At 40.0% G+C, this 25171-nt stretch carries 24 protein-coding genes; 14 read left to right on the top strand and 10 right to left on the bottom strand.

Features of this window, described 5'->3' with window-relative positions:
* Positions 1-261: 261 nt before the first annotated feature.
* The 7 genes from LPB89_RS17265 (at position 262) to LPB89_RS17235 (ending at position 4956) form a co-directional block, all read left to right on the top strand.
* On the top strand, positions 262-840 hold the full coding sequence (locus LPB89_RS17265; protein WP_230702932.1) for a Crp/Fnr family transcriptional regulator: 579 nt from the start codon (positions 262-264) through the stop codon (positions 838-840).
* A gap of 94 nt (positions 841-934) precedes the next feature.
* Complete coding sequence (locus LPB89_RS17260) at positions 935-1468, top strand: YceI family protein (protein ID WP_230702931.1); 534 nt, start codon at positions 935-937, stop codon at positions 1466-1468.
* A gap of 12 nt (positions 1469-1480) precedes the next feature.
* A complete protein-coding gene (locus tag LPB89_RS17255) occupies positions 1481-1699 on the top strand; it encodes a 4-oxalocrotonate tautomerase family protein (protein ID WP_127336573.1) in 219 nt (72 codons plus the stop codon).
* A 19-nt stretch (positions 1700-1718) separates the two neighbouring features.
* Positions 1719-2459, top strand: a complete 741-nt coding sequence (locus LPB89_RS17250) for an SDR family NAD(P)-dependent oxidoreductase (RefSeq protein ID WP_230702930.1) — start codon at positions 1719-1721, stop codon at positions 2457-2459.
* Between the two features lie 88 nt (positions 2460-2547).
* On the top strand, positions 2548-2922 hold the full coding sequence (locus LPB89_RS17245) for a nuclear transport factor 2 family protein (protein WP_230702929.1): 375 nt from the start codon (positions 2548-2550) through the stop codon (positions 2920-2922).
* 6 nt (positions 2923-2928) lie between these two features.
* Positions 2929-3996 carry a nitronate monooxygenase family protein gene (locus tag LPB89_RS17240; protein WP_230702928.1) on the top strand — a complete coding sequence of 356 codons (1068 nt, stop codon included), beginning with the start codon at positions 2929-2931 and terminating at the stop codon, positions 3994-3996.
* 558 nt (positions 3997-4554) lie between these two features.
* The gene (locus tag LPB89_RS17235; RefSeq protein WP_127336577.1) at positions 4555-4956 is read left to right on the top strand and encodes a DoxX family protein; all 402 of its coding nucleotides are present in this window, start codon (positions 4555-4557) and stop codon (positions 4954-4956) included.
* Positions 4957-5170: 214 nt separating this feature from the next.
* Here LPB89_RS17235 and LPB89_RS17230 read toward each other — a convergent pair whose 3' ends face one another.
* The 6 genes from LPB89_RS17230 to LPB89_RS17205 form a co-directional block, all read right to left on the bottom strand.
* A complete protein-coding gene (locus LPB89_RS17230) occupies positions 5171-5938 on the bottom strand; it encodes a LytTR family DNA-binding domain-containing protein (protein WP_230702927.1) in 768 nt (255 codons plus the stop codon).
* Complete coding sequence (locus LPB89_RS17225; protein WP_230702926.1) at positions 5919-6938, bottom strand: sensor histidine kinase; 1020 nt, start codon at positions 6936-6938, stop codon at positions 5919-5921. Before LPB89_RS17225 ends, LPB89_RS17230 begins: the two co-directional genes overlap by 20 nt.
* A gap of 76 nt (positions 6939-7014) precedes the next feature.
* Positions 7015-7773, bottom strand: a complete 759-nt coding sequence (locus LPB89_RS17220; protein ID WP_230702925.1) for a thioredoxin family protein — start codon at positions 7771-7773, stop codon at positions 7015-7017.
* Positions 7774-7837: 64 nt separating this feature from the next.
* Positions 7838-8269: an organic hydroperoxide resistance protein gene (locus LPB89_RS17215; RefSeq protein WP_230702924.1), complete on the bottom strand. Its 432-nt coding sequence runs from the start codon at positions 8267-8269 to the stop codon at positions 7838-7840.
* A gap of 157 nt (positions 8270-8426) precedes the next feature.
* The gene (locus LPB89_RS17210) at positions 8427-9431 is read right to left on the bottom strand and encodes an alpha/beta fold hydrolase (RefSeq protein WP_230702923.1); all 1005 of its coding nucleotides are present in this window, start codon (positions 9429-9431) and stop codon (positions 8427-8429) included.
* Between the two features lie 380 nt (positions 9432-9811).
* The gene (locus tag LPB89_RS17205; RefSeq protein WP_230702922.1) at positions 9812-10555 is read right to left on the bottom strand and encodes an SDR family oxidoreductase; all 744 of its coding nucleotides are present in this window, start codon (positions 10553-10555) and stop codon (positions 9812-9814) included.
* Between the two features lie 674 nt (positions 10556-11229).
* Between LPB89_RS17205 and LPB89_RS17200 the strand changes: the two genes are divergently transcribed.
* The 5 genes from LPB89_RS17200 to LPB89_RS17180 all read left to right on the top strand — a co-directional run bounded on the left by LPB89_RS17200 (position 11230) and on the right by LPB89_RS17180 (position 15038).
* Positions 11230-11775 (top strand): hypothetical protein, encoded by a 546-nt coding sequence (locus LPB89_RS17200; protein ID WP_230702921.1) that lies wholly within the window; start codon positions 11230-11232, stop codon positions 11773-11775.
* A 17-nt stretch (positions 11776-11792) separates the two neighbouring features.
* The gene (locus LPB89_RS17195) at positions 11793-12893 is read left to right on the top strand and encodes a hypothetical protein (protein ID WP_230702920.1); all 1101 of its coding nucleotides are present in this window, start codon (positions 11793-11795) and stop codon (positions 12891-12893) included.
* Between the two features lie 19 nt (positions 12894-12912).
* Entirely contained in the window at positions 12913-13539 is a 627-nt protein-coding gene (locus LPB89_RS17190) for a hypothetical protein (protein ID WP_230702919.1), read from the top strand.
* Between the two features lie 59 nt (positions 13540-13598).
* Positions 13599-13943 carry a helix-turn-helix domain-containing protein gene (locus tag LPB89_RS17185; protein ID WP_230702918.1) on the top strand — a complete coding sequence of 115 codons (345 nt, stop codon included), beginning with the start codon at positions 13599-13601 and terminating at the stop codon, positions 13941-13943.
* Between the two features lie 78 nt (positions 13944-14021).
* Entirely contained in the window at positions 14022-15038 is a 1017-nt protein-coding gene (locus LPB89_RS17180; RefSeq protein ID WP_127336828.1) for an LLM class flavin-dependent oxidoreductase, read from the top strand.
* Positions 15039-15061: 23 nt separating this feature from the next.
* Here LPB89_RS17180 and LPB89_RS17175 read toward each other — a convergent pair whose 3' ends face one another.
* The 4 genes from LPB89_RS17175 to LPB89_RS17160 all read right to left on the bottom strand — a co-directional run bounded on the left by LPB89_RS17175 (position 15062) and on the right by LPB89_RS17160 (position 22953).
* Positions 15062-16663 (bottom strand): Na+/H+ antiporter, encoded by a 1602-nt coding sequence (locus tag LPB89_RS17175; RefSeq protein ID WP_230702917.1) that lies wholly within the window; start codon positions 16661-16663, stop codon positions 15062-15064.
* A 525-nt stretch (positions 16664-17188) separates the two neighbouring features.
* Entirely contained in the window at positions 17189-18595 is a 1407-nt protein-coding gene (locus LPB89_RS17170; RefSeq protein WP_230702916.1) for an efflux transporter outer membrane subunit, read from the bottom strand.
* A 20-nt stretch (positions 18596-18615) separates the two neighbouring features.
* The gene (locus LPB89_RS17165; RefSeq protein WP_230702915.1) at positions 18616-21780 is read right to left on the bottom strand and encodes an efflux RND transporter permease subunit; all 3165 of its coding nucleotides are present in this window, start codon (positions 21778-21780) and stop codon (positions 18616-18618) included.
* Between the two features lie 9 nt (positions 21781-21789).
* Positions 21790-22953, bottom strand: coding sequence for an efflux RND transporter periplasmic adaptor subunit (locus LPB89_RS17160; protein WP_230702914.1), 1164 nt, complete (start codon positions 22951-22953; stop codon positions 21790-21792).
* Positions 22954-23217: 264 nt separating this feature from the next.
* On the opposite strand from LPB89_RS17160, the gene LPB89_RS17155 reads away from it, so the two are divergent.
* Both LPB89_RS17155 and LPB89_RS17150 read left to right on the top strand, forming a co-directional pair.
* Positions 23218-24267, top strand: a complete 1050-nt coding sequence (locus LPB89_RS17155) for a sensor histidine kinase (RefSeq protein WP_230702913.1) — start codon at positions 23218-23220, stop codon at positions 24265-24267.
* Complete coding sequence (locus LPB89_RS17150; protein ID WP_230702912.1) at positions 24264-24989, top strand: LytTR family DNA-binding domain-containing protein; 726 nt, start codon at positions 24264-24266, stop codon at positions 24987-24989. Before LPB89_RS17155 ends, LPB89_RS17150 begins: the two co-directional genes overlap by 4 nt.
* Positions 24990-25171 lie beyond the last annotated feature (182 nt).

Genomic DNA, 25171 nt, shown 5'->3' with positions numbered 1-25171 from the left:
TTTTTTTATCTTAGGAACCTTGTAAAACGCAACGATCGCAAAGCTGTATCTATAATAACTTTGCGGCACGATATTTATCGCGATGCATGATTAAAAATCTGTGGCAGAAAAACTTTGCGAACCTTGCATATCCCGATAGCTATCGGGATTGTGTGCTTCGCGGTTAAACGCCCACAACCTGTTCCAGTCAAACAAATATTTCACCGATTTAATTTCGACAATCATTTAATTTGTAATTTCGTTTAGCTAAATTCAAAACAAATGCACGCCAAAGCCCTTTTAAAAGAACACGTCCTAAAAATTGCGTCACTTACAGACGATGAATTTGATTATTTCTTTTCGCATTTTAAACCGGAAACTTTTAAAAAAGGGCAAAGTATTATTAGTGAAGGAGATGTAGTCGACAAAGAATATTTTGTGATTGACGGCTGCCTGAAAGCTTTCTTTGTCAATGACGAGATCAAAATGTACATCCTGCAATTTGCCATGCCCACCTGGTGGGCCTCTGATTATGCGGCACTTTACAATAAAACCAAAGCGACCATAAACGTAGATTGTGTTTCGGATGTTGAAATACTTTCACTCTCTAACAGTGACCGCGAGAAAATCTGCAGCGAATTGCATCAGGTGGAACATTTCTTCAGGTGGAGAACCAACAGAGGGTATGTCGCTGCCCAGAAAAGATTACTTTCCTTTATGAATAACGATACCAAAACCCGATACGAAGAACTTCTGGCACTCTACCCTGCCCTCTACAATACCGTTCCCAAACATTTAATTGCCGCTTATCTGGGCGTTTCCCGCGAAACGTTAAGCCGGTTGTATAATGCTTCCAAATAGCCTTTTTACGAATGTGATCTACATCACGTAACCAATTTTGAGAATCGCCATTCCTTTGTACTATAAATTAATAACAATTTAAAAATACAATACTATGGAAACTCAAAATTTTAAAATTGCAACTACACAAAGCAATGTAAACTGGACCGGTAAAAAAGTAACCGGTGCACACAATGGAACAATTGATATTGAGGAAGGAAACTTCACCTTCAGCAACGGAGAGTTTACCGGAGGAAATGTAGTAATAGATACTACTTCTATCGTAATCCTTGACGTAACCGATCCCGCAACCAACCAGCAATTTGCCGGACACCTGGCTTCTGATGATTTTTTCTCCACAGATAAATTCCACACCGCTTCTTTAGCCATTACTTCAGCAGCCAGACAATCTGATACAAACTATTTTGTAGAAGGCAAATTAACCATCAAAGCGATCACACATCCGATTGGATTCAATTTGGAAGTAAAAACCAGCGGAGACGAACTGAAAGCGGCCGGTAAAATTATCGTTGACCGTACCAAATACGATATGAAATTCCGTTCCGGAAATTTCTTCACTAACCTTGGAGATACACTTATCTACAATGAGTTTGAACTGGACGTAGACGTTACAGCAACACTTGCTTAATTCCCGGAAATCATGCCATACGTAAAAATAGAAGTGACACGTGAAGGTGTTACAAGAGCACAAAAACAACAGCTGATAGCCGGAATTACCACCCTTATTACTGATGTTTTAGATAAAGATCCGAGTCTGACACATGTTGTCATTCAGGAAATTGAATTAGACGACTGGGGTTTTGCAGGAGAACAGGTTTCTGTGCTTCGTGAAAAAGGAATTACCGCACAGAAAAAATAAGCAATAAAAAAACACAACAATGAAAACAATCATAATCACCGGTGCTTCTACCGGAATCGGAAAATCAATCGCTCAGTTATTTCTGGAAAAAGGACATAATCTCGTGATCAACTCAGCGAATTCAGCTAACCTTGAAGCTACTTATCAGGAATTAGGAAATCCGGAGAAAGTAGCGATGGTGGCTGGAGATATTAGTCTTATCACAACCGGAAAAAAACTGGTTGACACTGCCATAGCCCGTTTTGGCGGTGTAGATGTACTGATTAATAATGCGGGAATTTTCGAACCAAAATCTTTTCTGGAGGTTGAGGAGAAAGACCTGGATCGTTTTTTAGGCATCAATCTTAAAGGAACTTTTTTTACCAGTCAGTCGGCTGTAAGACAAATGCTGCTGCAAGGTCAGGGTTCGATTATCAATATCGGAACGGTATTGGTAGATCACGCCATTGACGGTTTCCCGGCTACGGCTCCAATTTCTAGCAAAGGCGGAATCCACGCACTGACCCGACAGCTTGCCGCTGAATTCGGAAAAAACAATATCCGTGTCAACGCCATAGCGCCCGGCATCATCAGAAGTCCGCTGCAGGCCAAAACCGGAGTAGACAATGCCGATACCTTGGCCGGTTTGCACTTGCTGAACCGCATCGGTGAAACCAGCGATGTAGCCGAATTGGCACTCTATCTGGCTGAAAGTAATTTTGTTACCGGAGAAATTATTAATTTAGATGGCGGACACGTTGCCGGTCACAGTATACTTTAATTTTTAATCCCTTAAGCCTGTTGGGTGTAATTCAAAAACAGTAGTTGTAATCAATTACACCCGGCGGGTTTATTTAAATCCAAAAATTATGGACAATTTTAGTACCAGTGCAGCTTTGATTACTGCGCTAATTATGAATTACTTCAATGGTATTTACAAGGGTGATGCTGCTTTACTGGAAAAGACTTTTCACCCAAAAGCGCTAATCGTTGGAGACATTAAGGGAGTGCCTTATTTTAAAACGCTGGATCAGTATCTGGAAGGCGTAAAAAGCCGCAAGAGTCCTCAGGAACTCGGAGAAAAATTCAATATGGAAATCGTATCTTTAGAAGTCATCAATAATACGGCTGTGGCTAAAGTGAAAGTTCCGATCTTTGACTATAACTATTATGATCAGCTTAGTCTTGCTGTTGTTGATGGCAAATGGGTGATTGTAAACAAATTACTAACACACGTAAATTAAGCTGTGATGTGGAATTCAACTAAAATAACACAATTACTGGGCATACAGTATCCTATTCTGCAGGGTCCGATGGGTGCTGGTTTTTCAACGGCCGCTTTACTGGCTGCGGTCAGCAATGCCGGCGGACTGGGAAGTTATGGTGCCTATACGCTGACTCCCGAAGAAATTCTGGAAGCCGGAAAAGTCATAAAAGAACGCACTACGAAACCTTACAATATCAATTTATGGGTCAACGATGTGGATCAGGCACTGGTTAATTATCCACCCGAAAAATTAGAGAAAATCAAACTGCTTTTCAAACCTTATTTTGATGAGTTCGGAATTCCGTTACCGGATCTTTCTGCTGCTATTCCGTCGAAATTTGAAAAACAGGTGGAAACTTTATTCGAAATCAAACCTGCTGTTTTCAGTTTTATTTTTGGAATTCCGTCTAAAGAAATCCTGAACGAAAGCCGAAGATTAGGCATTAAAACGGTTGGGGCGGCCACCACTTTAGAAGAAGCCCTTGCTCTGGAAGAAGCGCAGGTAGATGCTATTGTGGCTTCAGGATTTGAAGCCGGCGGACACAGGCCTTCGTTTTTGAGACCTGCCCAGGATTCTTTCACGGGACTCTTCACCCTTTTACAACAGCTAAAAGCGAAAACAAAAACGCCCATTATCGCAGCCGGAGGTATTATTAATGCAAAAGGTATTGCAGCCGCGATGACTTTGGGAGCCGATGCCGTACAACTGGGTACTGCCTTTATGGTGACAGAGGAATCGGGAGCAACACCACTTCACAAACAAGTGCTGTTATCCGGTACCGCCAATCCTACTACGGTTTCAAAATCGCTTACGGGAAGAATGGGCCGCATGTTAAGCAACCGGATATCGGATGCTGTTCCTTTTGAAACGGAAGTTTTGCCTTTTCCATTACAGACGAGGTTAATTGCTCCTTTGAAAGCCGCAGCTCTGGCACAGGGAAAAACAGAAATGATCAGTTTTTGGTCGGGGCAAAATACAAGTGGCTTAAAACACTATAGTGCCGAAGAGCTTATGCAGGTTTTGATTACCGAAACCGGAGCATTGCTTTGAGTGTTTTTTACCGCAATGCTCGCAAAGGTTTTTTTTGATATACTTTGAGTATAGTTTAAGTTCGCAAGGCTTATGTACTGCTAAAAAAATTAGCCTTTCAACTTTGCGAACATTGCTTTGAGTGTTTTTTACCGCAATGTTCGCAAAGGTTTTTTTTTGATATACCTTGAGTATAGTTTAAGTTCGCAAGGCTTATGTACTGCTGAAAAAGTTAGCCTTCAACTTTGCGAGCATTGCTTTGAGTGTTTTTTACCGCAATGTTCGCAAAGGTTTTTTTTGATATACCTTGAGTATAGTTTAAGTTCGCAAGGCTTATATAATGCTAAAAAAGTTAGCCTTTCAACTTTGCGAACATACAACACAAGTAGCAGTAAAACTTTGCTCCCGATAGCTATCGGGATCGCGTAAATCTTTGCGTGCTTAGCGGTTAAAAAAAAACTCCACTATAACCATTGTCTGCTTCGAAGTTCATTTTGTCCGGTTGGGCATTATATTACTATTTTATTTAGCACAAAAGCCACAATTTTGTCCTGTTAAATAACTTAAAATATAAAAATTATGAACTCAAAAACAACAAAAATTATTTACTGGACAGGAATTGTATTAACTTCTTTATGGTTTGGCGCCAGCGGTTTCTTCGAACTGACTACAAACCCAATCGTCTGGGGAATTACACAACAGTTAGGGTATCCCGCACATTTTATCTATTTGCTGGGGGTATTCAAAATAGCCGGAGTAATCACCTTACTGATTCCAAACAAATTGCTTCGATTAAAAGAATGGGTATTTGCCGGTGTCTTTTTCGATATCCTATTTGCCTTTGTATCCAAAATCTGTGTGTTGGGTTTTCCTGCTACAATCGATGCTATTATTGCTTTTGTAATGGTAAGCGTTACTTATTTCATGTTTAGGAAACTATATACCGCTACTTACAGCCCTGCCGCAATTCAGGCAGACTAACTTCAAAGTAGTGCCAAAAAAATTGGCCGGGATCTGGTCGCGGGCAATTTATTTTAGTAAAATTTAAATCCTCACAATGAAAAAAATCATCTTAATCGTAAGTTTTATATTATCGGCTCTTTTCTTTTTGAGCTGTTTTATGTTTCCTGAATTATAAATTCTCAACTTCTTTCATAACCTGTTAATTGATCCTTTCCCGGAAAAAATTAATGGGTTATCGGTTTTCGAGCCAGCTTAAAAAAGCGGTTGCTTTTTCTTTTCCGATCAGTAGTTTTTCTTCGGTCGGAATTGTCAATTTGATAATCAGTTTGCGCGAAAAATAATGTTCTGCCTCCCTGATGGCTGAAAAATTCACCAGATATTGCCTGTTGATTCTGAAGAATTGGGTGGGGGACAATAATTTATGAACCTCGTCTAACGATTGTGTAATCTGATATTCATTTTTATCCAGCGTCATGATCGTTGGCGTTTCATATTTGATATAGAAGAACGCAATGTTTTCAGTTTGTACTGTCTGGTATTTATTATTTTTAAAAACCAAAAAACTGCTCTTCCCTGTATTCTCGCCTGTCCGCGTCAGTAAATAATCGAAATCGGGCATTGCCTTTTTGTTGCGCTGAAAAAAGTTTTTCAGTTCTCCTGCTTTTTTAATGGCCTGGGCAATACTTTCTCTCGAAAAAGGTTTCAGTACATAATCGATTCCGTTTGATTTGAATGCCTCAATCGCATAGTCATCAAAAGCGGTGCAAAATATCACCGGTGACAGCACTTCCACATTTTTGAAAATTTCAAAACACTGGCCGTCTGCCAGCTGAATATCCATAAAAATAAGATCGGGCTGGTCGTTTTCCTGCAGGTAACTGACCGCACCGTCAATACTTTGTATGTACGACAAAATCTGCGCATCGGGCCTGATACTCAGAATAAGCTGGCCAAGGGCCCTGGCCGTTTTTACCTCGTCTTCAATTATTATGATAGTCATAGATCATTGGAATTTTTATTTTAAAAGTAGTTTCATTTTTATCAATTTCAATCTCTTTACGGATCAAATGCAGGAAACGCTGATTGATGTTATCCAGACCGACTCCGGTGGATAAAGCCCCTCTTTTCAGCTGAATCTGATTTTCGACCACCAGGAAATCACCTTCGCTGTACAATTTAATGACTAAAGGTTTATCCAGCGATACAATATTGTGTTTGATACAATTTTCGATCAGCAGCTGCAGCGTAAAAGGCGGAACAGCCGAATCGTATTGTTTCGGATCGACTTCATTCACCAAAACAAATCCATCCTCAAATCGGGCTTTCAGCAAATACACATAAGAATCCAAAATCTGAAGTTCTTCGCGAAGCGGAATCAGGTCCATTTTTCTGCTTTCGAGTGTAAAGCGGTAAAAATCAGAAAGTTTTAAGATAAAATCAGAACTCATCGGATCGTTGATATCGACCATTGATTTCAAGGTATTCAGGCTGTTAAACAAAAAATGCGGATTCACCTGTTGTTTCAGTAATTCATATTGCGCTCCGAGGTTTACTGCTTTAGTGAGTTCCAGCTCCACGCCCAGCTGCTGGGTCTGATAGTTCTGAAAAAGCAGGTGCAGGAACATATACACAATCAGGTTGATGAGAAGCCCTCTCAATTCGAACATGATCGGCGCATCCATTTTCGAAACCTCAAAAAGTTCCTGATGCGCGATTACCAATATCACCATCATCACGATACCCAAAAGAACGCTCAGCAAAAGTTTTCCGTTGAACAGGTTTTTGGAGGTGCGTTGTGATGAAAATTTCGGCAGGCTATAAATGTTGTAATACCAAATAAAAACCGAAAACAACAGCGTAATAGAGGAATTAATGACAATATCTCCGGGTGTCGAAAAGGAATCAAATAATTTAGGTACCGAAGCCAGAACGGCCAGCGATATGGAACTTCCCCATATAACCTTTCCGGATACCTCAAAGCGTTTTTTCTGTTTTTCCATTGTCGTATAAATCATTAAAGCCTACCCAAAGGTAAGCTTATTTTGAAAATTTTATAGTGCTAAATTGATTTCTCACTTAGTTGTTTTCGGCTCTTGCAGCGCCTAAAATCGCTCCGAAATTCGTATCCTGAACAAAACCAATTACTTCAAAATCTTTGGCTGTAAAATCTTTTGGCGCGGCAACAATGGTACTTCCGTTTCCGTTATTTTTTAGTGCAACATTATGAAGTTCTTTTACAATCTGGTAATGCGACAAAATCCGATGGGCGTTTTCTCCTCTTTTCACATTGCTTTTGGCTGATTTCTGTACCAAAGCCAGCAGTAGTCGGCTGTTTTTGGAAATCCCGTTTACGGTATAATTTACCTTCAGTTTATTATTGACCGCAGTTGTCTTCAAAGCTACTTCGGCAGCTGCAGGTTTGGAAAGGACATTGCTGATTGCATTTCGAATCGTAAATTCATCAGAGCCAATATAATCCTTTTTACCGTTTACAACAACCTGAGGCGTATAAACGGGTTGTTTTCCGAGCCATTTGGCGTAATCGTATTGTCTCCTGGTATACTCCGGATTACCGAAAATATCCTTCCAGCCCTGTCTGTCCCAATAATCGACGTGATATGCCAGCACATACACCTGGTCGTTTTTATTTTCATTTTGAATTTTCCCCATCAGCTCATCTGCCGGCGGACAACTGGAACAGCCTTCCGAGGTAAACAACTCCAAAACGGCAATTCCTTTTGCGGTCTTTTGATCCGGATTATTCTGGGCACAACTGCTCATTCCGATTAGCAGTAAGAAGCTCGCAAAAAGGGAAGATATTTTTATTTTTTTCATTATTTCTAAATTTAGGATCATAAAAAGAAACCCCTTCGATGGAAGAGGTTTTCTTTTTACCGAACTAAAGAATAGTAATCTCCACATTAATATTTCCTCTTGTCGCTTTAGAATACGGACAAGTCTTGTGCGCTTCGGCCGCAATTGCTTTGGCTGTTTCAGGTTCTACCCCCGGAAGGCTGATGTTTAAACGCGCCTGTAAGGAATATTCTCCGGCGGTTACCGCCAAATCTACTTCGGTATCTACGGCCGTTTCTGCCGGCAGTCTGAGGTTCATTTTTCCGGCTGCAATGCCCATGGCCCCTATAAAGCAGGCCGACCATCCGGCAGCAAATAACTGTTCCGGATTGGTTCCCGCTCCCGAAGAACCCGGAGAAGTCAGCTTCACATTCAGTTTATCATCTGAACTTCTGGAAGCCCCTTCGCGCCCTCCTGTTGTATGTGTTTTCCCGGTATAAAGAATTTTTTCCGGTTGTGGGATGTTTGAATTTTCCATGATTGTAATTTTTAAATTGTTTGTTGTTTTTGTTTATTGTTTATCGTTTGTTGTTTATCGTCTATTCTATATTCTATATTCTATATTCTATATTCTATATTCTATATTCTATATTCTTTACTCCTAACTCTTAACTCCTAACTCATAACTTAACTCTTCATTTCCCAAATCCATCTGCATCAATAATAGCCTGTGCAAAAGCTTTCGGATCTTCCTGAGGCACATTATGTCCGATTCCTTTTAAGATTCGGTGTTCGTATTTCCCTTTAAATTTGTTCGCATACGCTTTCCCATCGGCAAAAGCACCGTCAAAATCACTACCGATGGTTATCGCCGGAACTGTAATTTCAGGTCTTGCAGCGAGTCGTTTTTCGAGGCTGTCGTATTTAGGTTCTCCCGCTTCAAGCGACTGACGCCATCTGTAATTGTGGATTACAATAGCCACATGATCGGGATTATCAAAAGACTGTGCCGTCTGATCGTAAGTCGCTTTATCGAAATTCCAGATTGGGGAAGCCAGTTTCCAGATCAGTTTATTGAATTCATAAGTATTTTGGGTGTATCCGGTTTTTCCTCTTTCCGTAGCAAAATAATACTGATACCACCAGCCGTATTCTGCTGTTGGAGGCAGCGGTTTTAAGTTCGCTTCCAGATTTACCACAAGATATCCGCTTACCGAAACCAGTCCGTTTACGCGTTCCGGCCAGAGTGCAGCTAACGCAACGGCTGTTCTCGCTCCCCAGTCAAAGCCGCCAATTGTTGCTTTTTTAATTTTAAGAGCGTCCATCAATGCGATAACATCAGTGGCCAAAGCAGCCTGCTGTCCGTTTCTGAAAGTAGCATCCGACAGAAAGCGAGTCGTACCAAAACCTCTTAAATAAGGCGTAATCACCCGGTAGCCTTTCGCCACTAAAATCGGCACCACTTCCTGATAACTGTGAATATCATAAGGCCAGCCGTGAAGCAAAATGACCGGACTTCCCGTTGCAGGACCGGCTTCGGTATACCCCACATTCAATAGTCCTGCATTAATTTGTTTTAAGGTGCCCAGCGAACTGCTTACTTCGATTGTATTGGTTTGTTTTTCCGATTGTGCATTGCTAAAATTTACACTTAGCAAAAGGACTGCAATAAAGGCGATTTTGTTTCGTATAGTTTTCATATTCTTTTTGATTTTTAAAGTATTGATTCGTTAATTTCTTTGTCAAAGATATCCTGACCCTCATCGTTTTACAATCAGAAAAAAGCTGAAACGGACAAAGAGCAGGTTGAAATGGACAGCTGGTATTTTAACCGCAATCCCGATAGCTATCGGGAGCAAAGTTTTTTTGATAATAGGAACTGTATAAAACGCAACGATCGCAAAGCTGTACGTAAATAACTTTGCTCGCGATAGCTATCGGGATGAAGGTTTTTTTGATAATAGGAACCGTATAAAACGCAACGATCGCAAAGCTATATCTAAATAACTTTGCGAACCTTGCGTTAACCCTTGCGTGCGTTGCGGTTAAACCTCCACAACCTGAAACCTGAAACAAAAATTTAAGCCAGCACCATTCCCCCATCCATAATAAAATCGGCACCGGTGATGAAAGTTGCGGCATCACTGCTTAGATACGAAACCATTTTGGCAACGTCTTCTGAAGTTCCCATTTTTTTTAGCGGAATATGATCGATAATTGTATCCATCAACGTTTTAACTTCCGCTTCATTCAAACCAACTTTTTTCATTATTTCCGTTTCCGTTGGCCCCGGGCTAACCGAATTCACCCTGATTTTTCTTGGAGCTAACTCCAAAGCAGCAATTTTCATCACTGCATTAAGGGCCGTTTTACCAGACGAATAAATCGATGTGCCGGCATAACTCATACTTGCCGTATTCGAAGAAAGGAACACTACTGATGCGCCGTCTTTTAAAAGAGGTATAAATTTGCTTAACGTAAAATAAGCGCCTTTAAAAATTACATTCATTATACCATCAAATAAAACTTCTGTGGCTTGCTCAATGGTGCCTGTACCCGTAATCCCGGCATTGATAAAGAGAATATCCACCGTACCAAAATCTGCTTTTACTTTCGCAGCCAGATTTTCAATATCCGCTATATTGGACTGGTCGGCCACAATCGCGGTCACGCCCAATTCCAAAGCCGCTGCTTCAATCGCTTCTTTTCTTCTTCCGGTGATGATCACCGTTGCGCCCTGCTCTTTAAATTGTTTGGCTGTTGCATATCCGATCCCGCTGTTTCCGCCTGTAATGACGGCTACTTTATTTTTTAAATTGTCCATTTTTTATGTTTTTAAATTAACGGGACAAAGTTAAATCGGAAAAGATATTCGTTTTTTGATGGTATCATGGAGTATACCGTTTTCAGGTTTTCCGAGGGGAGTTTGGTTGTTTATGAGGAGCTGATTCCTGCTGTCCGCTGTATCTTTTATGGCGAACACCGCCACAAAAGGATGCCGCTTCCATCAGGGCTAGGGCACTCAGTTTCAGAAGAACGATTACGAAAATAAATTGTAAATAAAATACTATATTTTTTTTATATATTTGCAGCCTCTAAATACAAAAATGCCACCAAGAAAAATTGCCCGTGCAGTATGGTGGCGGTATTGGAAACAACCGCAACGCACTTTGTAACGTAGGAACACCTTAGCTGTGCGGGTTCTTTTTTTCTAATCACAAAAAATGCTATCAAAAAAAACTTTTACCCGTGCGGTATGGTGGCGGTATTGGAAACAACTGCGACGCTCTCTTTACAGCGTAGGACATCTTAGCGGCACGGGTTTTTATTTTTCTGTTATTTGAAATACCCGTATAAATACGTATTGTGTTGTTTATGTAATTCGTTTACACTTGTTGGTAATAAATATTTGTGGTTATGGATTTCCGTCAAATACATTATAACTAAAATGTAATCTTTGTTTATACAAATAAACTTAATACTCAAAATCATAATATTATGAAAAATACCTTAACGCTCATTTTCATTTTATTTTCTATTATTTCTTATTCACAAAAAGAAAATGTAGAATCTTCGACAAGAATATTTATTGACAAAGCACAATTTACAAGAATCAATAAAGATTGGAATACAACCGCAGAGTTTAAATCTGGAATAGGAGAATATGTAAATTTTTATCCAATAGAAGTTATTGATATAAAAACAGGTACAAAAGTAAATGCTCTGCAGGTAGATATGTTCATTAAAAATCCCGAAACCTTTAAAACTGCTTGGATTGGAATTGATGAAATTGAAGAATTTATAAGTTTTGTTGAAGATAATGTTATTCCAAATCTTGATTTAAAATTAAAAGATAAGTCTTCTGAATTTATTTTCAAAGCAAAAGAAATGACAATGTATTATTTGGTTTATGAAAAAAATAAAAAAATCACTATAAAATTAAATAGTTATGATGATGATAAAATTCTAAACTATACATTTTGGACGGAAACTCAAGTAGATAAAATTCCTAGATTGTTATCTGTTTTAAAAAAGATTAAATAATAAATCAGAATTTAACTATGACGTTTAAAGAAATTGGAAATAAGATTGACAGCACAGCCAAAAATGAAAAAAGGATTGCTCGAATAACATGGAATGAAAATGGATGGGTAAAACCATCCGGTTTAAAAGGAAAAAGCAAAAATAAAAAAACTCATGAAGGTCAATTTGGTTATGGACATGAAGAATGGTTATTTGATACTAGCAAATTAATTGACGGCTTCCATTATGGTTTTTTAGAGCCTATTAGAAAGCAACAAAAAGCTTATACAAATAATATTTATAATGTTTGGTTGTATACAATTGATAGTATTACTAAAAAAAGATATTGGATTGGGGAAATTAATAATGTAGAAGTAATCGATGATAATCATGCGCAAAAAATAAAGAACAGATACATTGAGAATAATTGGCATAATGAAATGCAATCTCAAATAATTGATTGCGGAGCAAATGCAAAAGGTTTTTCTGAGTGGAATGGCGTTGATTTATTTAATATAAAATTTTCACCTAGAGATATCAATTTTAATAGTGCATATTTTGAATTACCAAAAAACAGTAAAATCTATGAATTATCGCGCTATACTTTTGCCAATTATAGAGAAGAGTTTAGAACAGATAAACTAGATAACAGTTTTACCTTTATCTCAGATTCAGAAAAAAAACCTAAAAATAATGAAGATGCAATTATAAAAAATTCTCATTATAATAGAACACCAAAAGCAATCGAAGTTACTTACGTACATAAAGCTATTTGCGATGGATTAAAAACAATTTTAAAATCACAATACGGATCTGAAAATATAAGTACAGAGTTAGATACTGGATATTCAAATAATAGAATTGATTTAGTGATTAAAAATAATAATGAATATATTTTCTATGAAATTAAAGCATATAATTCAACCAGAACTTCAATCAGAGAAGCAATTGGTCAATTAATAGAATATTGTTTTTGGATAGATAAGGAAAATGCAAATAAATTAATTATTGTTTCGCAAAAACTTGGAGATTTAGATGATGCTAAAAATTATATCAAACATATAAGGAAAAAGTTATCAATTCCTATATATTTTCAAACTTATGATTTATCAACTAAAGAACTTTCCGAAGAATATTAATTAACTATCTTATTTACAAATGACTCAAGAAGAATTTGTCGAAAAAATACATTTATACACTCAAAATGCTAAAAACTTAATCGAAGGTGACGGAGGTTATAATATTCAAAGAGGAATGGCTCATGTAACTTCTGGTTACGTCGAAGATTTATTTGCACTCTATTTAGCTACAAAAATTAACAGATTGGATTTACAATATTTAGTGGATAAAGTAACTTCAATACGTTTTAGTAAAAATGGAAAAGCTACTACATTTAAACCAGATTTATCTATTATAAATTCTGAAAATGTTTTGACTCATTATTTTGATTTAAAAACAAATTTAGGTTGGAATAGGGATTTAGCATCTTACTTAAAAACCAAAAACGAATTTATTAATAAAATTAAAGGTAAAAATGCCTGGATTCATTTTGATAAAGACAATGTTCAGGGAATTAAAATATCTGAAAAGCTGAAATATAAAATGGTTGTTGTTTATGGATGGAATATCAATAGAGAGCAAATGGCGCAAAATATTAGAATAGCAAAAGAGTATGAAAATGTAGAGCTCTTTGTCTTAAATAATTTAGATGAAAATAAGATCCTCGCAATTGAAAACGAAGATTTTGAAAGATTACACACAGAAACATTAAATCTTTGCAACTAATAAATCAATCATAAATCTCGATTATTGTATTTTTGTTATTGTTTAAAAGAAATAACTCAATGCAAAGAAACCAGAAAGAAGAAGTCCAGGCCCTGCAGGACACCATCTACGTCTTAGGTGGAAAATGGAAACTGCCGATCATCAATTCGATTTGTAATGGCAATCATCGGTTTACGGAGATTCAGCAGAGTATTCCGGGGATTACGTCGCGTATGTTGTCGAAGGAATTAAAGGATATGGAACTTAATAATCTGGTCCAGAGAATAGAAGACCGTGATGCCAAAGTGGCTATCCTTTACGAGTCCACTCCGTACTGCCAATCGTTCGGGCCAATTATAACCGAAATGATCAATTGGGGAAAATCCCACCGTGAGTACATCAAAAAGCAACAGGAAAAAGCCTGACATTTTTATCAAAATTTTAGGGTTTTCAAAACAATTTCGTAACCGTAAAAAGGCTGAATTTAGTATCTTTACGTCATGATCGAAATAGGAATAGACAGTTTTGCGTCGGCGATGTACGGCGATAACAACACACTTAGCAGTGTAGAGGCCATGGAGCAACTGCTTCAGCGAATTGAGTTTGCCGATCAGGTCGGACTTGACGTTTTCGGAATTGGCGAACACCACAAAAAAGAATTTTTAGATTCGGCTACGGCTGTAATACTGAGTGCCGCTGCAGCACGGACGAAACAAATCAGGCTTACGAGTGCCGTGAGCGTCCTGAGCGCCGCAGATCCGGTGCGGGTGTACCAAAGTTTTGCAACGCTGGACCTGATTTCCAAAGGAAGGGCTGAAATTGTCGTAGGCCGTGGCTCTTCGATTGAAGCCTATCCACTCTTCGGATTTGAACTGAACGATTACGATAAACTTTTCAAGGAAAAACTCGAACTGTTACTGCAGGTCCGCGATAATGAATTTGTCACCTGGTCCGGAAAATTCCGTGCCCCTTTGAATAATTTACCCGTTTATCCGAGAGCGATACAGGAAAAATTACCCGTTTGGCTGGGTGTTGGCGGAAGCCCGGAATCGTTTGTCAGAGCCGGAACTTTAGGTTTGCCTTTGATGGTGGCCGTGATTGGCGGACAAACACACCGTTTTCGCCCTTTAATCGATTTGTACCGCGAAGCCGGACAAGCCAACGGTTTTAAACCCGAAGAACTAAAAGTCGGTTTACATTCGCCCGGTTATGTTTCAGCCACAAACGAAAGTGCTGTAGCAGAATATTATCCCGGTTATGCCGAACTCTGGACCAAATTAGGACTGGAACGTGGCTGGCCGCCCGTAACAAAAGAAAAATTCGATTACCTGACCGATGAAAAAGGAGTACTTGTTCTTGGAAATCCCGAGCAGGTAGCTGAGAAAATTTTACGCCACAGCGATGCACTGGGCGGAATTTCGAGATTTACTTTCCAGATGGACAATGCGGGACTTACGCATTCACAATTAATGAACGCCATCGAACTTATAGGCACAAAAGTAAAACCTCTGATTCAGTAAGACATCAGAGGTTTTGTTTATCATTAGTTTTCATACATTTCCATCCACAGGCGGGTTTCTTCTAGATCGAGTTCTTTTTCGATTTTACGGAAAATTTCCTCGTTTACGGAACCTTTTTTGTGCATGACTTCGAGTTTGGAACGCTCTACATTGAGCAGATCAATTTGTAATTTGGTAAAATCATTGAAGATTTCGCCGCCCATGACTTTTCCTTTTCCGAAGAAATTGGCCGGTAATTCGGTTTTCTGCAAACGGTTGAATTTTACCTCGTATTTGCTTTTGATATTGTGCAGCAGATCATCATTCAACAGTGAAAAATTATCTTCGATATGGGCAATTGTTTCCGAAACAATTATATTGCGGATTCCGTATTCTTCTGCCAAAATGGAATAAGGTTCTAATTTTAATTTACGGATCAACCAAGGCAGTGTAAGCCCCTGAATGACTAATGTAGATAAGATCACGCAGAATACCAGATAAATGACCAGATTCCGTAGCGGAAACGCTTCCGTATCATTGATGGTTAACGGCAAAGCCAGAGCAGCAGCCATCGAAACCACCCCGCGCATTCCCGACCATCCGAAAACAATCATGTTGCGGTAATCAAATTCTTCTTTCTCGCGGATTCTTTTACTTAAAAACCTCGGAACCAGCGTGGCCGGAACCACCCACAAAAACCGGACGACAATCACCACAATACTGACCGAAGCACCCCAAATGAACAAAGACATTCCCGAGTAATGGCCTATTCCTTCTATAATAGCACGCAGCTGAAGTCCGATTAAGATAAATATCAAACCGTTTAAAATATTAGTCAGCACGCTCCAGATCGTGTTGGTTATAATGCGGCTTTCGTGCGTGAAAATCGTACCAGATCGTGCCGAAAGATACAACCCTGTTGTCACGACAGCCAGAACACCCGAACATTCAAAATGCTCTGCAATTAAATAAGAGGAAAAAGGCGTCAGTAAAGTAAGCGTTGCTTCAATAATATCGTCACAGACAAATTTTTTATGAATAATACTCATGACATAACCTACTCCTAAACCAATCGCAATCCCCAACGTCGACATGATAAAGAAATTCAGTCCGGCCTGCCAAAGCACAAAATTCCCGGCTGTAATCGCGGTAAGCGCATATTTATAGGCTACAAGTCCGCTGGCATCGTTTAGCAGACTTTCACCTTCGAGAATCGCAATAAGCCTTGGGTGTAAACCCAATCCTTTGGTGATGGCCGTTGCAGAAACCGCATCGGGCGGAGAAACAATGGCACCAAGCAAAAAGGCCAGCGGCCATGAAATATCATCGATCAGCCAGTGTGCCGCAATGGCAACGGCAACCGTGGTAAAAAGAACCAAACCGACAGCCGCAAGCGTGATCGGACGCACCGCCTGCTTAAAATCAGACCAGCTCGTATACCAGGCAGCATGATATAAAAGCGGCGGCAAAAATATAATAAAAACCACGTTGGGATTTAAGGCAATTACAGGAAGTCCCGGTATAATACTAATGGTAACTCCACAAAGTACCAGCACGATTGGAACGGGAAAATTATATCTTTTGCTCAAAAGGCTCAGGAAGGCAACCCCGAACAACAACATGATTATTACTGTAATATTCTCCATTTCAACTTGTTTTTGGCTTTGTTTTTAAAATTGGCGATTGGTTTATCTGGGGTACTAATATAGTAACTCGCAGGTTTAATTCAAAACTGGTGTCAGGGGAGCGGAGTCGAAGCCCTTTTCATGCAAAAAAGCCTTCGACGACACGTGGGTGCCCTTCGACTTCGCTCAGGGTGACAATAATTTCTATAAGAATAAAGATGTCTAATTCAAACGTAGTGTCAGGGGGAGCGTAGTCGAAGCCCTTTTCATTTATAAAAGCCTTCGACTTCGCTCAGGGTGACAATAATTTCTATAAGAATAAAAATGTCTAATTCAAACCTAGTGTCAGGCTGAGCGTAGTCGAAGCCCTTTTCATTTATAAAAGCCTTCGACTCCGCTCAGGGTGACAATAATTTCTATAAGAATAAAGATGTCTAATTCAAAACTGGTGTCAGGGGGAGTGGAGTCGAAGACTAAAAAAAAAACGCCTCAAAAAATTGAGACGTTTTTTAACCAAAAATTAATTAACGACGGCGCTCCGGAAAATTATTTCCATCCGCCACCTAAAGCACGGTACAGGTTAACCAGCGCTTGTAACTTCTGCAGATTGTCATTTACACCGCTTAATTGCGCCGACAACAGATTTTGTTCCGAAGTCAATACATCTGTATAATTCGTTGCAGAACTGTATTCTAAAAGCTGTTGTGTATAATCGACTGCTTTTTCTAATGATTCAATTTGTCTGGCTCTCGATTCCTGTTTTTCAACTGCCATCTGATAGGCGTACAGGGAATTTGAAACTTCCTGACCCGCTACCAAAAGCTTTTGCTGGAAATTATTCAGTGCCTGTAACTGTTTCGATTGTGCCGTTGTCAGTCTGGCTTTGTTTAAACCCTGATTGAAAAGCGGCTGTGTCAATCCTCCAATAATAGAGTAAAAAACAGAGTTACTGAAAAAATCTTTCAATTCTAAATTCGAAAAACCGCCACTTGCCGTAAGCGTCAGACTCGGGTAAAAATAAGTCCTTGCCAGATTAGTAGTTTCGAAAGCCGTTCTGAAATTAAACTCGGCCTGACGGACATCAGGACGGTTTTCCAGTAACTGGGACGATACACCCACTTTAATATTTTCAGGAATTACCTGATCGGCCAAAACCCCTCTTTCGATAGTTCCGGGTCCCTGTCCCATCAAAATGTTCAGGGCGTTTTCGGTTTCGCGAATGCTTTGCTTTAAATCCGGAATGAGCACTTCTGCGGCATAACGGTTGGCTTCACTCTGCACCACAGCGGCACCGGTGACGATGGCCCCTTCTTTCAGGGATTTGATCGTTTCTACGTTTTTAATACGGCTTTCCAGTGTTTTTTCGGTAATCTCCAGCTGTTTGTCCAAAGACAATAACAGGAAATAATTATTGGCAATATCCGAAATCAATTGGGTCTGAACCGCTTGTTTGGCGGCATCTGTAGCCAGATAGGTCGCCAGCGCAGCTCTTTTGGAACTGCTCAGTTTTCCCCAGATATCGGCTTCCCAGGAGGTACTCACACCCAGTTTGTAGGTCGTGGTCAACGTATTGATATTGATTCCCGGTGGGAAGTTAAGACCTGCTTCCGATTGTTTGTTACGTGTTACATTCGCATCCAGGTTTAAGGTCGGATAATACGCCAGTTTGCTCTGACGTAAAGTCGCCTGTGCCTGAATGATATTTTCGATCGCATTTTTCAGGTTCAGGTTCTGATCGAGTCCTTTCTGAATCAAAGCGTTAAGTTTTGCATCTTTAAAAACACTCTGCCACGGCATCGCTGCCAGTGATGTGGTATCGGCCGAAGTCTCATCACGAAACAACTTTTCGGTCGAGACACTTGCGGGGCGTTCGTATTTTTTGGTCACGGAACACGCACTTAAAATCGCGGCTGCCAGTACCAGAAGTATATATTTATTTGAACTGTGAGTCATCTTTTTTCTTAATTTAATTATTACTCCTTGTGAGCGTCTAATAGTGGTTCTTCCTCGTCATCATCTTCGTCATAGCCTTCTTTGGCCGGACCACTTACTTTTTCCTGTAACGTCTGGAAAACGATAAACAAGACCGGAATAACGAATACTCCTAAGATGGTTCCGATTAACATTCCCCCAACAGCTCCTGTTCCGATGGATTTATTCCCCACGGCACCGGCTCCTGAAGCAAACATCAAAGGCACAAGTCCTAAAATAAAGGCAAAAGAGGTCATTAGAATTGGTCGCAGACGCGCTACGGCTCCTTCAACGGCGGCCTGAACAATCGGCAATCCTTTTCTTCTTCGCTCTAAGGCAAACTCCACAATCAAAATTCCGTTCTTGGCCAGCAATCCGATCAGCATGATTAAGGAAATCTGCAGGTAAATATTACTGTTTAATTTGAATATAATCGAGAATAAGTAAGCACCTGCCAATCCAAACGGAATGGAGAATAATACCGCAAACGGTAAAATATAACTTTCGTATTGTGCACTTAACAGGAAGTAAACAAACACCAGACACAGAATAAAAATGAAAATTGTTTCACTTCCTGAAGCCAATTCCTCACGGGTTAATCCGGAGAATTCATAGCCGTAACCTGCCGGTAGATTTTCGGCCGCTACTTCCTGAATCGCCTTAATCGCGTCTCCCGAACTAAAGCCCGGATTTGGCGCACCCGTAATGGCAATCGACGTAAATAAGTTAAACCTTGAAATGGCTTCCGGTCCGAAAACCCTGGTCATTTTTACAAATTCCGTTATCGGCGCCATGGTTCCGGAACTGTTTCTGACAAAGATCTTGTTCAGTCCTTCTGTATTGGTACGGAATTCCGGGGAAGCCTGGATCATTACACGGTATTGTTTTCCGAATTTATTAAAGTTCGAAGCATACAATCCACCGTAATAGCCCTGCATCGTGGACAGAATCGAATTGACGGTCACTCCTGCATCTTTCGCTTTGGCCAAATTAATTTCCATCATATATTGTGGAAAGCCGGGATTAAAAGGTGTTGTTGCATATTGTATTTCAGGACGTTTGGATAACTTTTCCAGGAATTCCGTATTCACTTTAAAGAATTCTGCTGTCGTATGCCCTCCTTTATCCTGCAATTGAAATTCGAATCCGCCACTTTGTCCAAATCCCTGAATCGTTGGCGGAGAAATGAAGAAGATATTGGCTTCGCGAATACCGCTTGTTTTGGCAAAAAGCTGACCAATAACGTCATTGACACTTAAGTCACGTTTGTCCCAGGTTTCCAGTTTTACAATAACCATACTGTAGGCACTACCCGCTCCTGCGGTAAAGTTCTGTCCTACAATACGAAGCGTATTCTTCACTCCCGGAATGGTTTTCGCAATACTGTCGACTTTCTTGGCGATCACGTCGGAACGTTCCATAGAAGCCGATGGCGGCAAACTAATGTTGGCAAAAACAGTTCCCTGATCTTCCGCGGGAACGAAAGCGGACGGTGTGGTTTTCATCATATAAAATAAGGCTGCACCTGCAATAATAATCGCCGCTAATACAATCCATTTTTTTACGGAAAGGAAACTAACCGAACGTTTGTAGCGTTCCGTTACATTGTCGAATGCAACGTTAAACGAAGTATAAAATCGCTGAATAAAACTTTTATGTTTGTGATCGTCAGCATGTGGTTTTAAAAGTAAAGCACACAAAGCCGGACTTAAAGTCAATGCATTAATAGCCGAAAGGATAATTGCTACCGCTAAGGTGATACCAAACTGTTTGTAGAAAACTCCTGTTGATCCGTTGATAAACGTCACTGGAATAAATACGGCCGCCATAACCAGCGTAATTGAGATAATCGCACCTGAAATTTCGTTCATTGCGTCAATCGTTGCTTTTTTAGACGATTTATAGCCATGATCGAGCTTGGCATGCACCGCCTCGACGACGACAATCGCATCATCGACCACAATACCAATCGCCAGTACCATCGCAAAAAGCGTTAACAGGTTTATGGTAAACCCAAATAAATTCAGGAAGAAAAATGTACCTACAATCGCCACCGGAACGGCAATCGCCGGAATCAGTGTGGATCTGAAATCCTGAAGGAAAATAAAAACCACAATAAAAACCAGGATAAAGGCTTCGATCAGGGTGTGGATTACCTTTTCGATAGAAGCATCCAGATTTTCGTTAACGTCAACCAGAATGGTATATTTTACTCCTTTTGGGAAGTTCTTTGCCGCTTCTTCAATCAGTTTTTTGGAATTGTTGATGACATCACGTGCATTCGATCCCGGAGTCTGGCTGATGGCCATCGCTGCTGATTCTACACCGTTTGTTTTAATTGTTGATGTATAACTAAGCGATCCCAACTCCACTTTCGCGACATCTTTCAGGCGTAACATTTGTCCGTTTCCAACCGATTTGATGATGATATCGCCAAATTCCGTGGCACTGGTCAGACGTCCTTTGTATTTAATTACATATTGAAAAGCCTGATTCCCGTTCTCCCCGAATTTACCCGGTGCCGCTTCGATATTTTGTTCGGCCAAAGCAGCCGAAACATCGCTTGGAATCAGTTTGTATTGTTGCATGACATCGGGTTTCAGCCAGATTCTCATGGAGTAATCTTTCGCCCCGAAAACCGTTACGTCTCCCACCCCAACCACACGCTGGATTTGTGGTACCAGGTTGATCTTGGCATAATTCTGAAGAAAGGTCTGATCGTAGGCTTTATTGTCACTGTATAAAGAGAAAATCAGCAGGTTACTACTCTGACTCTTTGTTACCGTTACCCCCGCCTGAGTTACCTCTACCGGCAATAAACTGGTGGCTCTGGAAACCCTGTTCTGAACGTTTACCGCTGCTAAATCGGGGTTTGTCCCTACTTTAAAAAAGATTTTTATGGACGCATTTCCGTCGTTGGTCGCTGAAGAAGTCATGTACGTCATGTTTTCTACACCGTTGATTTGTTCTTCGAGCGGAATTACAATACTTTTAAGTACCACATCTGCATTGGCACCGGTGTAACTCGCCGAAACGTTTACGGTGGGCGGCGCGATATCCGGATATTGGGAAATAGGGAGCTCAATAAGCCCTAAAACCCCCAGAATGACAATAATAACCGATATTACTGTCGAAAGTACAGGTCTTTGTATGAATATTTTAAACATTTTATTTTCTTATTTTAAGTCAGCGTAAACTGTTTCTGCACTTACATTATGGGTTTTAATCTGAGATCCGTCTTTAAGAGCGGCTACGCCTTCCAAAACAATCTGATCGCCGGGTTTTAGTCCGCTCGTTACCACATAATAATTTCCGGCAGCACTGTTCTCTAATACTGTAATATTGGTGTTTTTCGTTTTCCCGTCTTTTCCGACTACGACTGCAAAAAGTTTGTCCTGAAGTTCAAAAGTAGCACTCTGCGGAATTAACAATCCCTCGTTTATGGCTTTCGGAATTCGTACGGTTACACTGCTTCCGCTTCTGATAATTCCCTGTGGATTTGGAAAACGGGCCCTGATGTTTACCGAACCTGTTTCTGTATTGATCAATCCGTTTATGGTTTCAATACTCCCTTTCTTATCATAGGTCGAACCGTCTGAAAGCAATAAGGAAACGGCCGGTAGTTTTTTGATTTTCTGTGCCAGCGATACGCCTGAATCGGTATCCGTAAAATTCAAAAGCATTTTTTCATTCATGGCAAAATACGCATACACATTGCCGATACTGGAAACCGTCGTTAGAGGTTCCGCCGTATTGGAACTTACCAGGCTTCCCAAACGAAACGGAATGGAACCCACCACACCGTTTACCGGACTTGTTACCGTGGTATACCCTAGATTGGTTTTGGCATTGACCAGACTGGCATTGGCCTGGGCTAAAGTTGCCATGGCTGATTCGTAGTTGAACTGGGCAGATTCTAATTCGTATTTGCTGATAATTCCTTTTTCTACTAATGGTTTTACTTTTTGTACCGCTAATTTTGCTGTACTCACCGCTGCCTGAGCGCTTTTTATGCTGGCTGCTGCCGTACGGACTTGTTGTTCGTATTCGGGAGCACTGATTTTAAATAAGGTTTGTCCGGTTTTTACAACCGCACCTTCGTCAACATATATTTTCTCAATATAGCCTTCTACTCTTGGACGGATTTCTATATTTTCCTGTCCCTGAATACTTGCCGGATAGTCTGTATTTAATGTTGCTGATTTTGACTCTAAAACGAGTGTTTTATATTCTTTAACTGGCTGTGCTTCTCCGGCCTGGGCTGGCTTATCACTTTTATTACCACATGATGCGATAAAAACGGATACTGCGAGAATGCTTAAAAAGGATTGCTTATTCATTGGAAATAATAGGTAAATTATCGATTATACAAAACAAAGGAACTAAAATATAACATGTAAAAAATGACCAATAGACGGAGAGCAGTAAACTATCGATAGACACAACATAACACCCGATGGAAATTATAAAAAACTAAACAAGCGTTTAAATTCTGTCTCATCGGCTCTAAAATGGTTTTGAAAGATTCTGATTCTCTATTGAGCGATTGGTTAAAAATAGTATTGATATAAAATGTAATATTGTCTTAAAAATAATAAATTAAAATGAAAACAAACTTCTTTAGACCCTATTTATTTCCCGGAATACATATTCTCAGCTGGTTTTTACTGGGGTTTATCATGCTGTTTTACACGCCTTTAAGCTGGAATATTACCATGCCGACGTTCTTTTGGCTGTGGCAGGCGATCGTACTTTTCTTTATGATTGTTATTTTTTATTCGAATGCGAAAATAGTGGTTCCGAAAACCATTATCAAAGGCAATCTGGCCTCCTATCTCGTCTGGGCTTTTGCAGTCATCTTTGCCATGCAGGTGATCGCTTATTTTTATACGTCGCAAACGGATCTTCATAATAAAATTGCCGCTCTTTTGGGATTCAAGAAATATAGGAGTGACTATTTTGACAATTGGGTATTTACTTTTACCCTTCTGGTTTTGGGAATCAGCACCAGCTGGGCAATGTTACAGTACTGGCAGAAAGCCGCACAGCACAAACAAAAGCTGGAGCAGGACAAAACGATGGCGGAACTGGCGATGTTAAAAGCACAGATTAATCCGCATTTTTTCTTCAATTCCCTGAATAGTATTTATTCCCTGACGTACAGCAATATTGAGGATTCGCGCAATGCGCTTCATACCCTGAGCCGCATGATGCGTTACCTGTTGTACAGCACCGAAGGAGAGAGAACGACATTGCTGAAAGAAGTCGATTTTATGAAAGATTTTATTGCCTTAATGCGGCTTCGTGCCAATAGCAAATTAACTATCGTAACCCATATGCCGGAACAACTCACGGATTATCCGATTGTTCCGATGCTTTTGCTGCCGCTGGTTGAAAATGCATTCAAACATGGGGTACATGCGACGGATAAAAGCGAAATTATCATTACCTTGAAGCAGAAAGAAACCGATCTTGAGTTTAAAGTCGTGAATACTTTTTTCGAAAAAACAGCAAACTCCGATCCGGGAGGAATTGGTTTAACGAATACAAAACGAAGGTTACAGCTTATTTATCCGAACCGCCACTGGATGGATTGCGGTATCAACCAGGACGGTAAATATGAAGTAAACCTCAAAATAACTTTAGAAAAATGACCATACTAAAATGTATAGCAGTAGATGACGAACCTCTGGCGTTACGGCTGGTAGAAACTTTTATCGAACAAACCCCGTTTCTGCAATTAACAAGCAGCTGCGACAATGCCGTGGAAGCCATGAGTGTCATTCGGGAGAAACAGCCTGATCTGGTTTTTTTAGACATCAACATGCCGAACTTAACGGGTATGGAACTCGCCAGGCTTTTACAGGAACAGCCGGGAACGACTCCAAAAATTGTTTTCACAACCGCTTACAATCATTACGCAATCGAAGGTTACCGGGTGAATGCCGTCGATTATCTTTTAAAACCTTTTAGCTACGAAGAATTTTTAAGAGCCGCCAACAAGGTATTGGAATTATGCGAAGAAACCTCCCATCTGCCTACGGTTATTGACGATGAATTCATTTTCTTAAAGGTAGAATACCAATGGATACGGGTCAGCCTGAAGGATGTTTTGTATATTGAAAGTTTAAAAGACTATGTAAAAGTACATCTGGAAGCCCCGCAAAAAGCGTTGTTATCCTTAATTTCCCTAAAAGCATTAGAAGAAAAATTACCTTCTTCCAAATTCATGCGAATACACCGTTCCTACATTGCCTCCCTGGATAAAATAAGCGCCATCAGTAAAAACTCCATCTTTATCGACAAAGCAGAAATAACCGTTGGAGAACAGTATAAGGAAACCTTTAAGGCAATCGTAGATAAGTGGATTAAGTAGTTGTGAGTTATGAGTTATGAGTTGTGAGTTTTTAGTCGCAGTGTTCAGTCGCAGTTGTAGTCTCAGTATTCAGTCTCAGTCACAGTTTTCAGTCGCAGTGTACAGTTTCAGTTTGAATTTTCATATCTCCCCTCTTTACTCTTTATTCTTTATTCTTTATTCTCACAACTCATAACTCACAA

This window comes from Flavobacterium sp. ENC, assembly GCF_020991415.1.
Taxonomy (GTDB): domain Bacteria; phylum Bacteroidota; class Bacteroidia; order Flavobacteriales; family Flavobacteriaceae; genus Flavobacterium.
This window is presented reverse-complemented; position numbering and strand designations above follow the sequence as displayed.

Excerpts from the sequence above, each read along its gene's own strand:
- LPB89_RS17160 (WP_230702914.1), bottom strand. The coding sequence starts at position 22,953 with ATGAATAAGCAATCCTTTTTAAGCATTCTCGCAGTATCCGTTTTTATC.
- LPB89_RS17235 (WP_127336577.1), top strand. The coding sequence starts at position 4,555 with ATGAACTCAAAAACAACAAAAATTATTTACTGGACAGGAATTGTATTA.
- LPB89_RS17155 (WP_230702913.1), top strand. The coding sequence starts at position 23,218 with ATGAAAACAAACTTCTTTAGACCCTATTTATTTCCCGGAATACATATT.
- LPB89_RS17215 (WP_230702924.1), bottom strand. The coding sequence starts at position 8,269 with ATGGAAAATTCAAACATCCCACAACCGGAAAAAATTCTTTATACCGGG.
- LPB89_RS17225 (WP_230702926.1), bottom strand. The coding sequence starts at position 6,938 with ATGGAAAAACAGAAAAAACGCTTTGAGGTATCCGGAAAGGTTATATGG.
- LPB89_RS17195 (WP_230702920.1), top strand. The coding sequence starts at position 11,793 with ATGACGTTTAAAGAAATTGGAAATAAGATTGACAGCACAGCCAAAAAT.
- LPB89_RS17240 (WP_230702928.1), top strand. The coding sequence starts at position 2,929 with ATGTGGAATTCAACTAAAATAACACAATTACTGGGCATACAGTATCCT.
- LPB89_RS17175 (WP_230702917.1), bottom strand. The coding sequence starts at position 16,663 with ATGGAGAATATTACAGTAATAATCATGTTGTTGTTCGGGGTTGCCTTC.
- LPB89_RS17165 (WP_230702915.1), bottom strand. The coding sequence starts at position 21,780 with ATGTTTAAAATATTCATACAAAGACCTGTACTTTCGACAGTAATATCG.
- LPB89_RS17170 (WP_230702916.1), bottom strand. The coding sequence starts at position 18,595 with ATGACTCACAGTTCAAATAAATATATACTTCTGGTACTGGCAGCCGCG.
- LPB89_RS17260 (WP_230702931.1), top strand. The coding sequence starts at position 935 with ATGGAAACTCAAAATTTTAAAATTGCAACTACACAAAGCAATGTAAAC.
- LPB89_RS17250 (WP_230702930.1), top strand. The coding sequence starts at position 1,719 with ATGAAAACAATCATAATCACCGGTGCTTCTACCGGAATCGGAAAATCA.
- LPB89_RS17230 (WP_230702927.1), bottom strand. The coding sequence starts at position 5,938 with ATGACTATCATAATAATTGAAGACGAGGTAAAAACGGCCAGGGCCCTT.
- LPB89_RS17150 (WP_230702912.1), top strand. The coding sequence starts at position 24,264 with ATGACCATACTAAAATGTATAGCAGTAGATGACGAACCTCTGGCGTTA.
- LPB89_RS17185 (WP_230702918.1), top strand. The coding sequence starts at position 13,599 with ATGCAAAGAAACCAGAAAGAAGAAGTCCAGGCCCTGCAGGACACCATC.
- LPB89_RS17265 (WP_230702932.1), top strand. The coding sequence starts at position 262 with ATGCACGCCAAAGCCCTTTTAAAAGAACACGTCCTAAAAATTGCGTCA.
- LPB89_RS17205 (WP_230702922.1), bottom strand. The coding sequence starts at position 10,555 with ATGGACAATTTAAAAAATAAAGTAGCCGTCATTACAGGCGGAAACAGC.
- LPB89_RS17220 (WP_230702925.1), bottom strand. The coding sequence starts at position 7,773 with ATGAAAAAAATAAAAATATCTTCCCTTTTTGCGAGCTTCTTACTGCTA.
- LPB89_RS17210 (WP_230702923.1), bottom strand. The coding sequence starts at position 9,431 with ATGAAAACTATACGAAACAAAATCGCCTTTATTGCAGTCCTTTTGCTA.
- LPB89_RS17255 (WP_127336573.1), top strand. The coding sequence starts at position 1,481 with ATGCCATACGTAAAAATAGAAGTGACACGTGAAGGTGTTACAAGAGCA.
- LPB89_RS17200 (WP_230702921.1), top strand. The coding sequence starts at position 11,230 with ATGAAAAATACCTTAACGCTCATTTTCATTTTATTTTCTATTATTTCT.
- LPB89_RS17190 (WP_230702919.1), top strand. The coding sequence starts at position 12,913 with ATGACTCAAGAAGAATTTGTCGAAAAAATACATTTATACACTCAAAAT.
- LPB89_RS17245 (WP_230702929.1), top strand. The coding sequence starts at position 2,548 with ATGGACAATTTTAGTACCAGTGCAGCTTTGATTACTGCGCTAATTATG.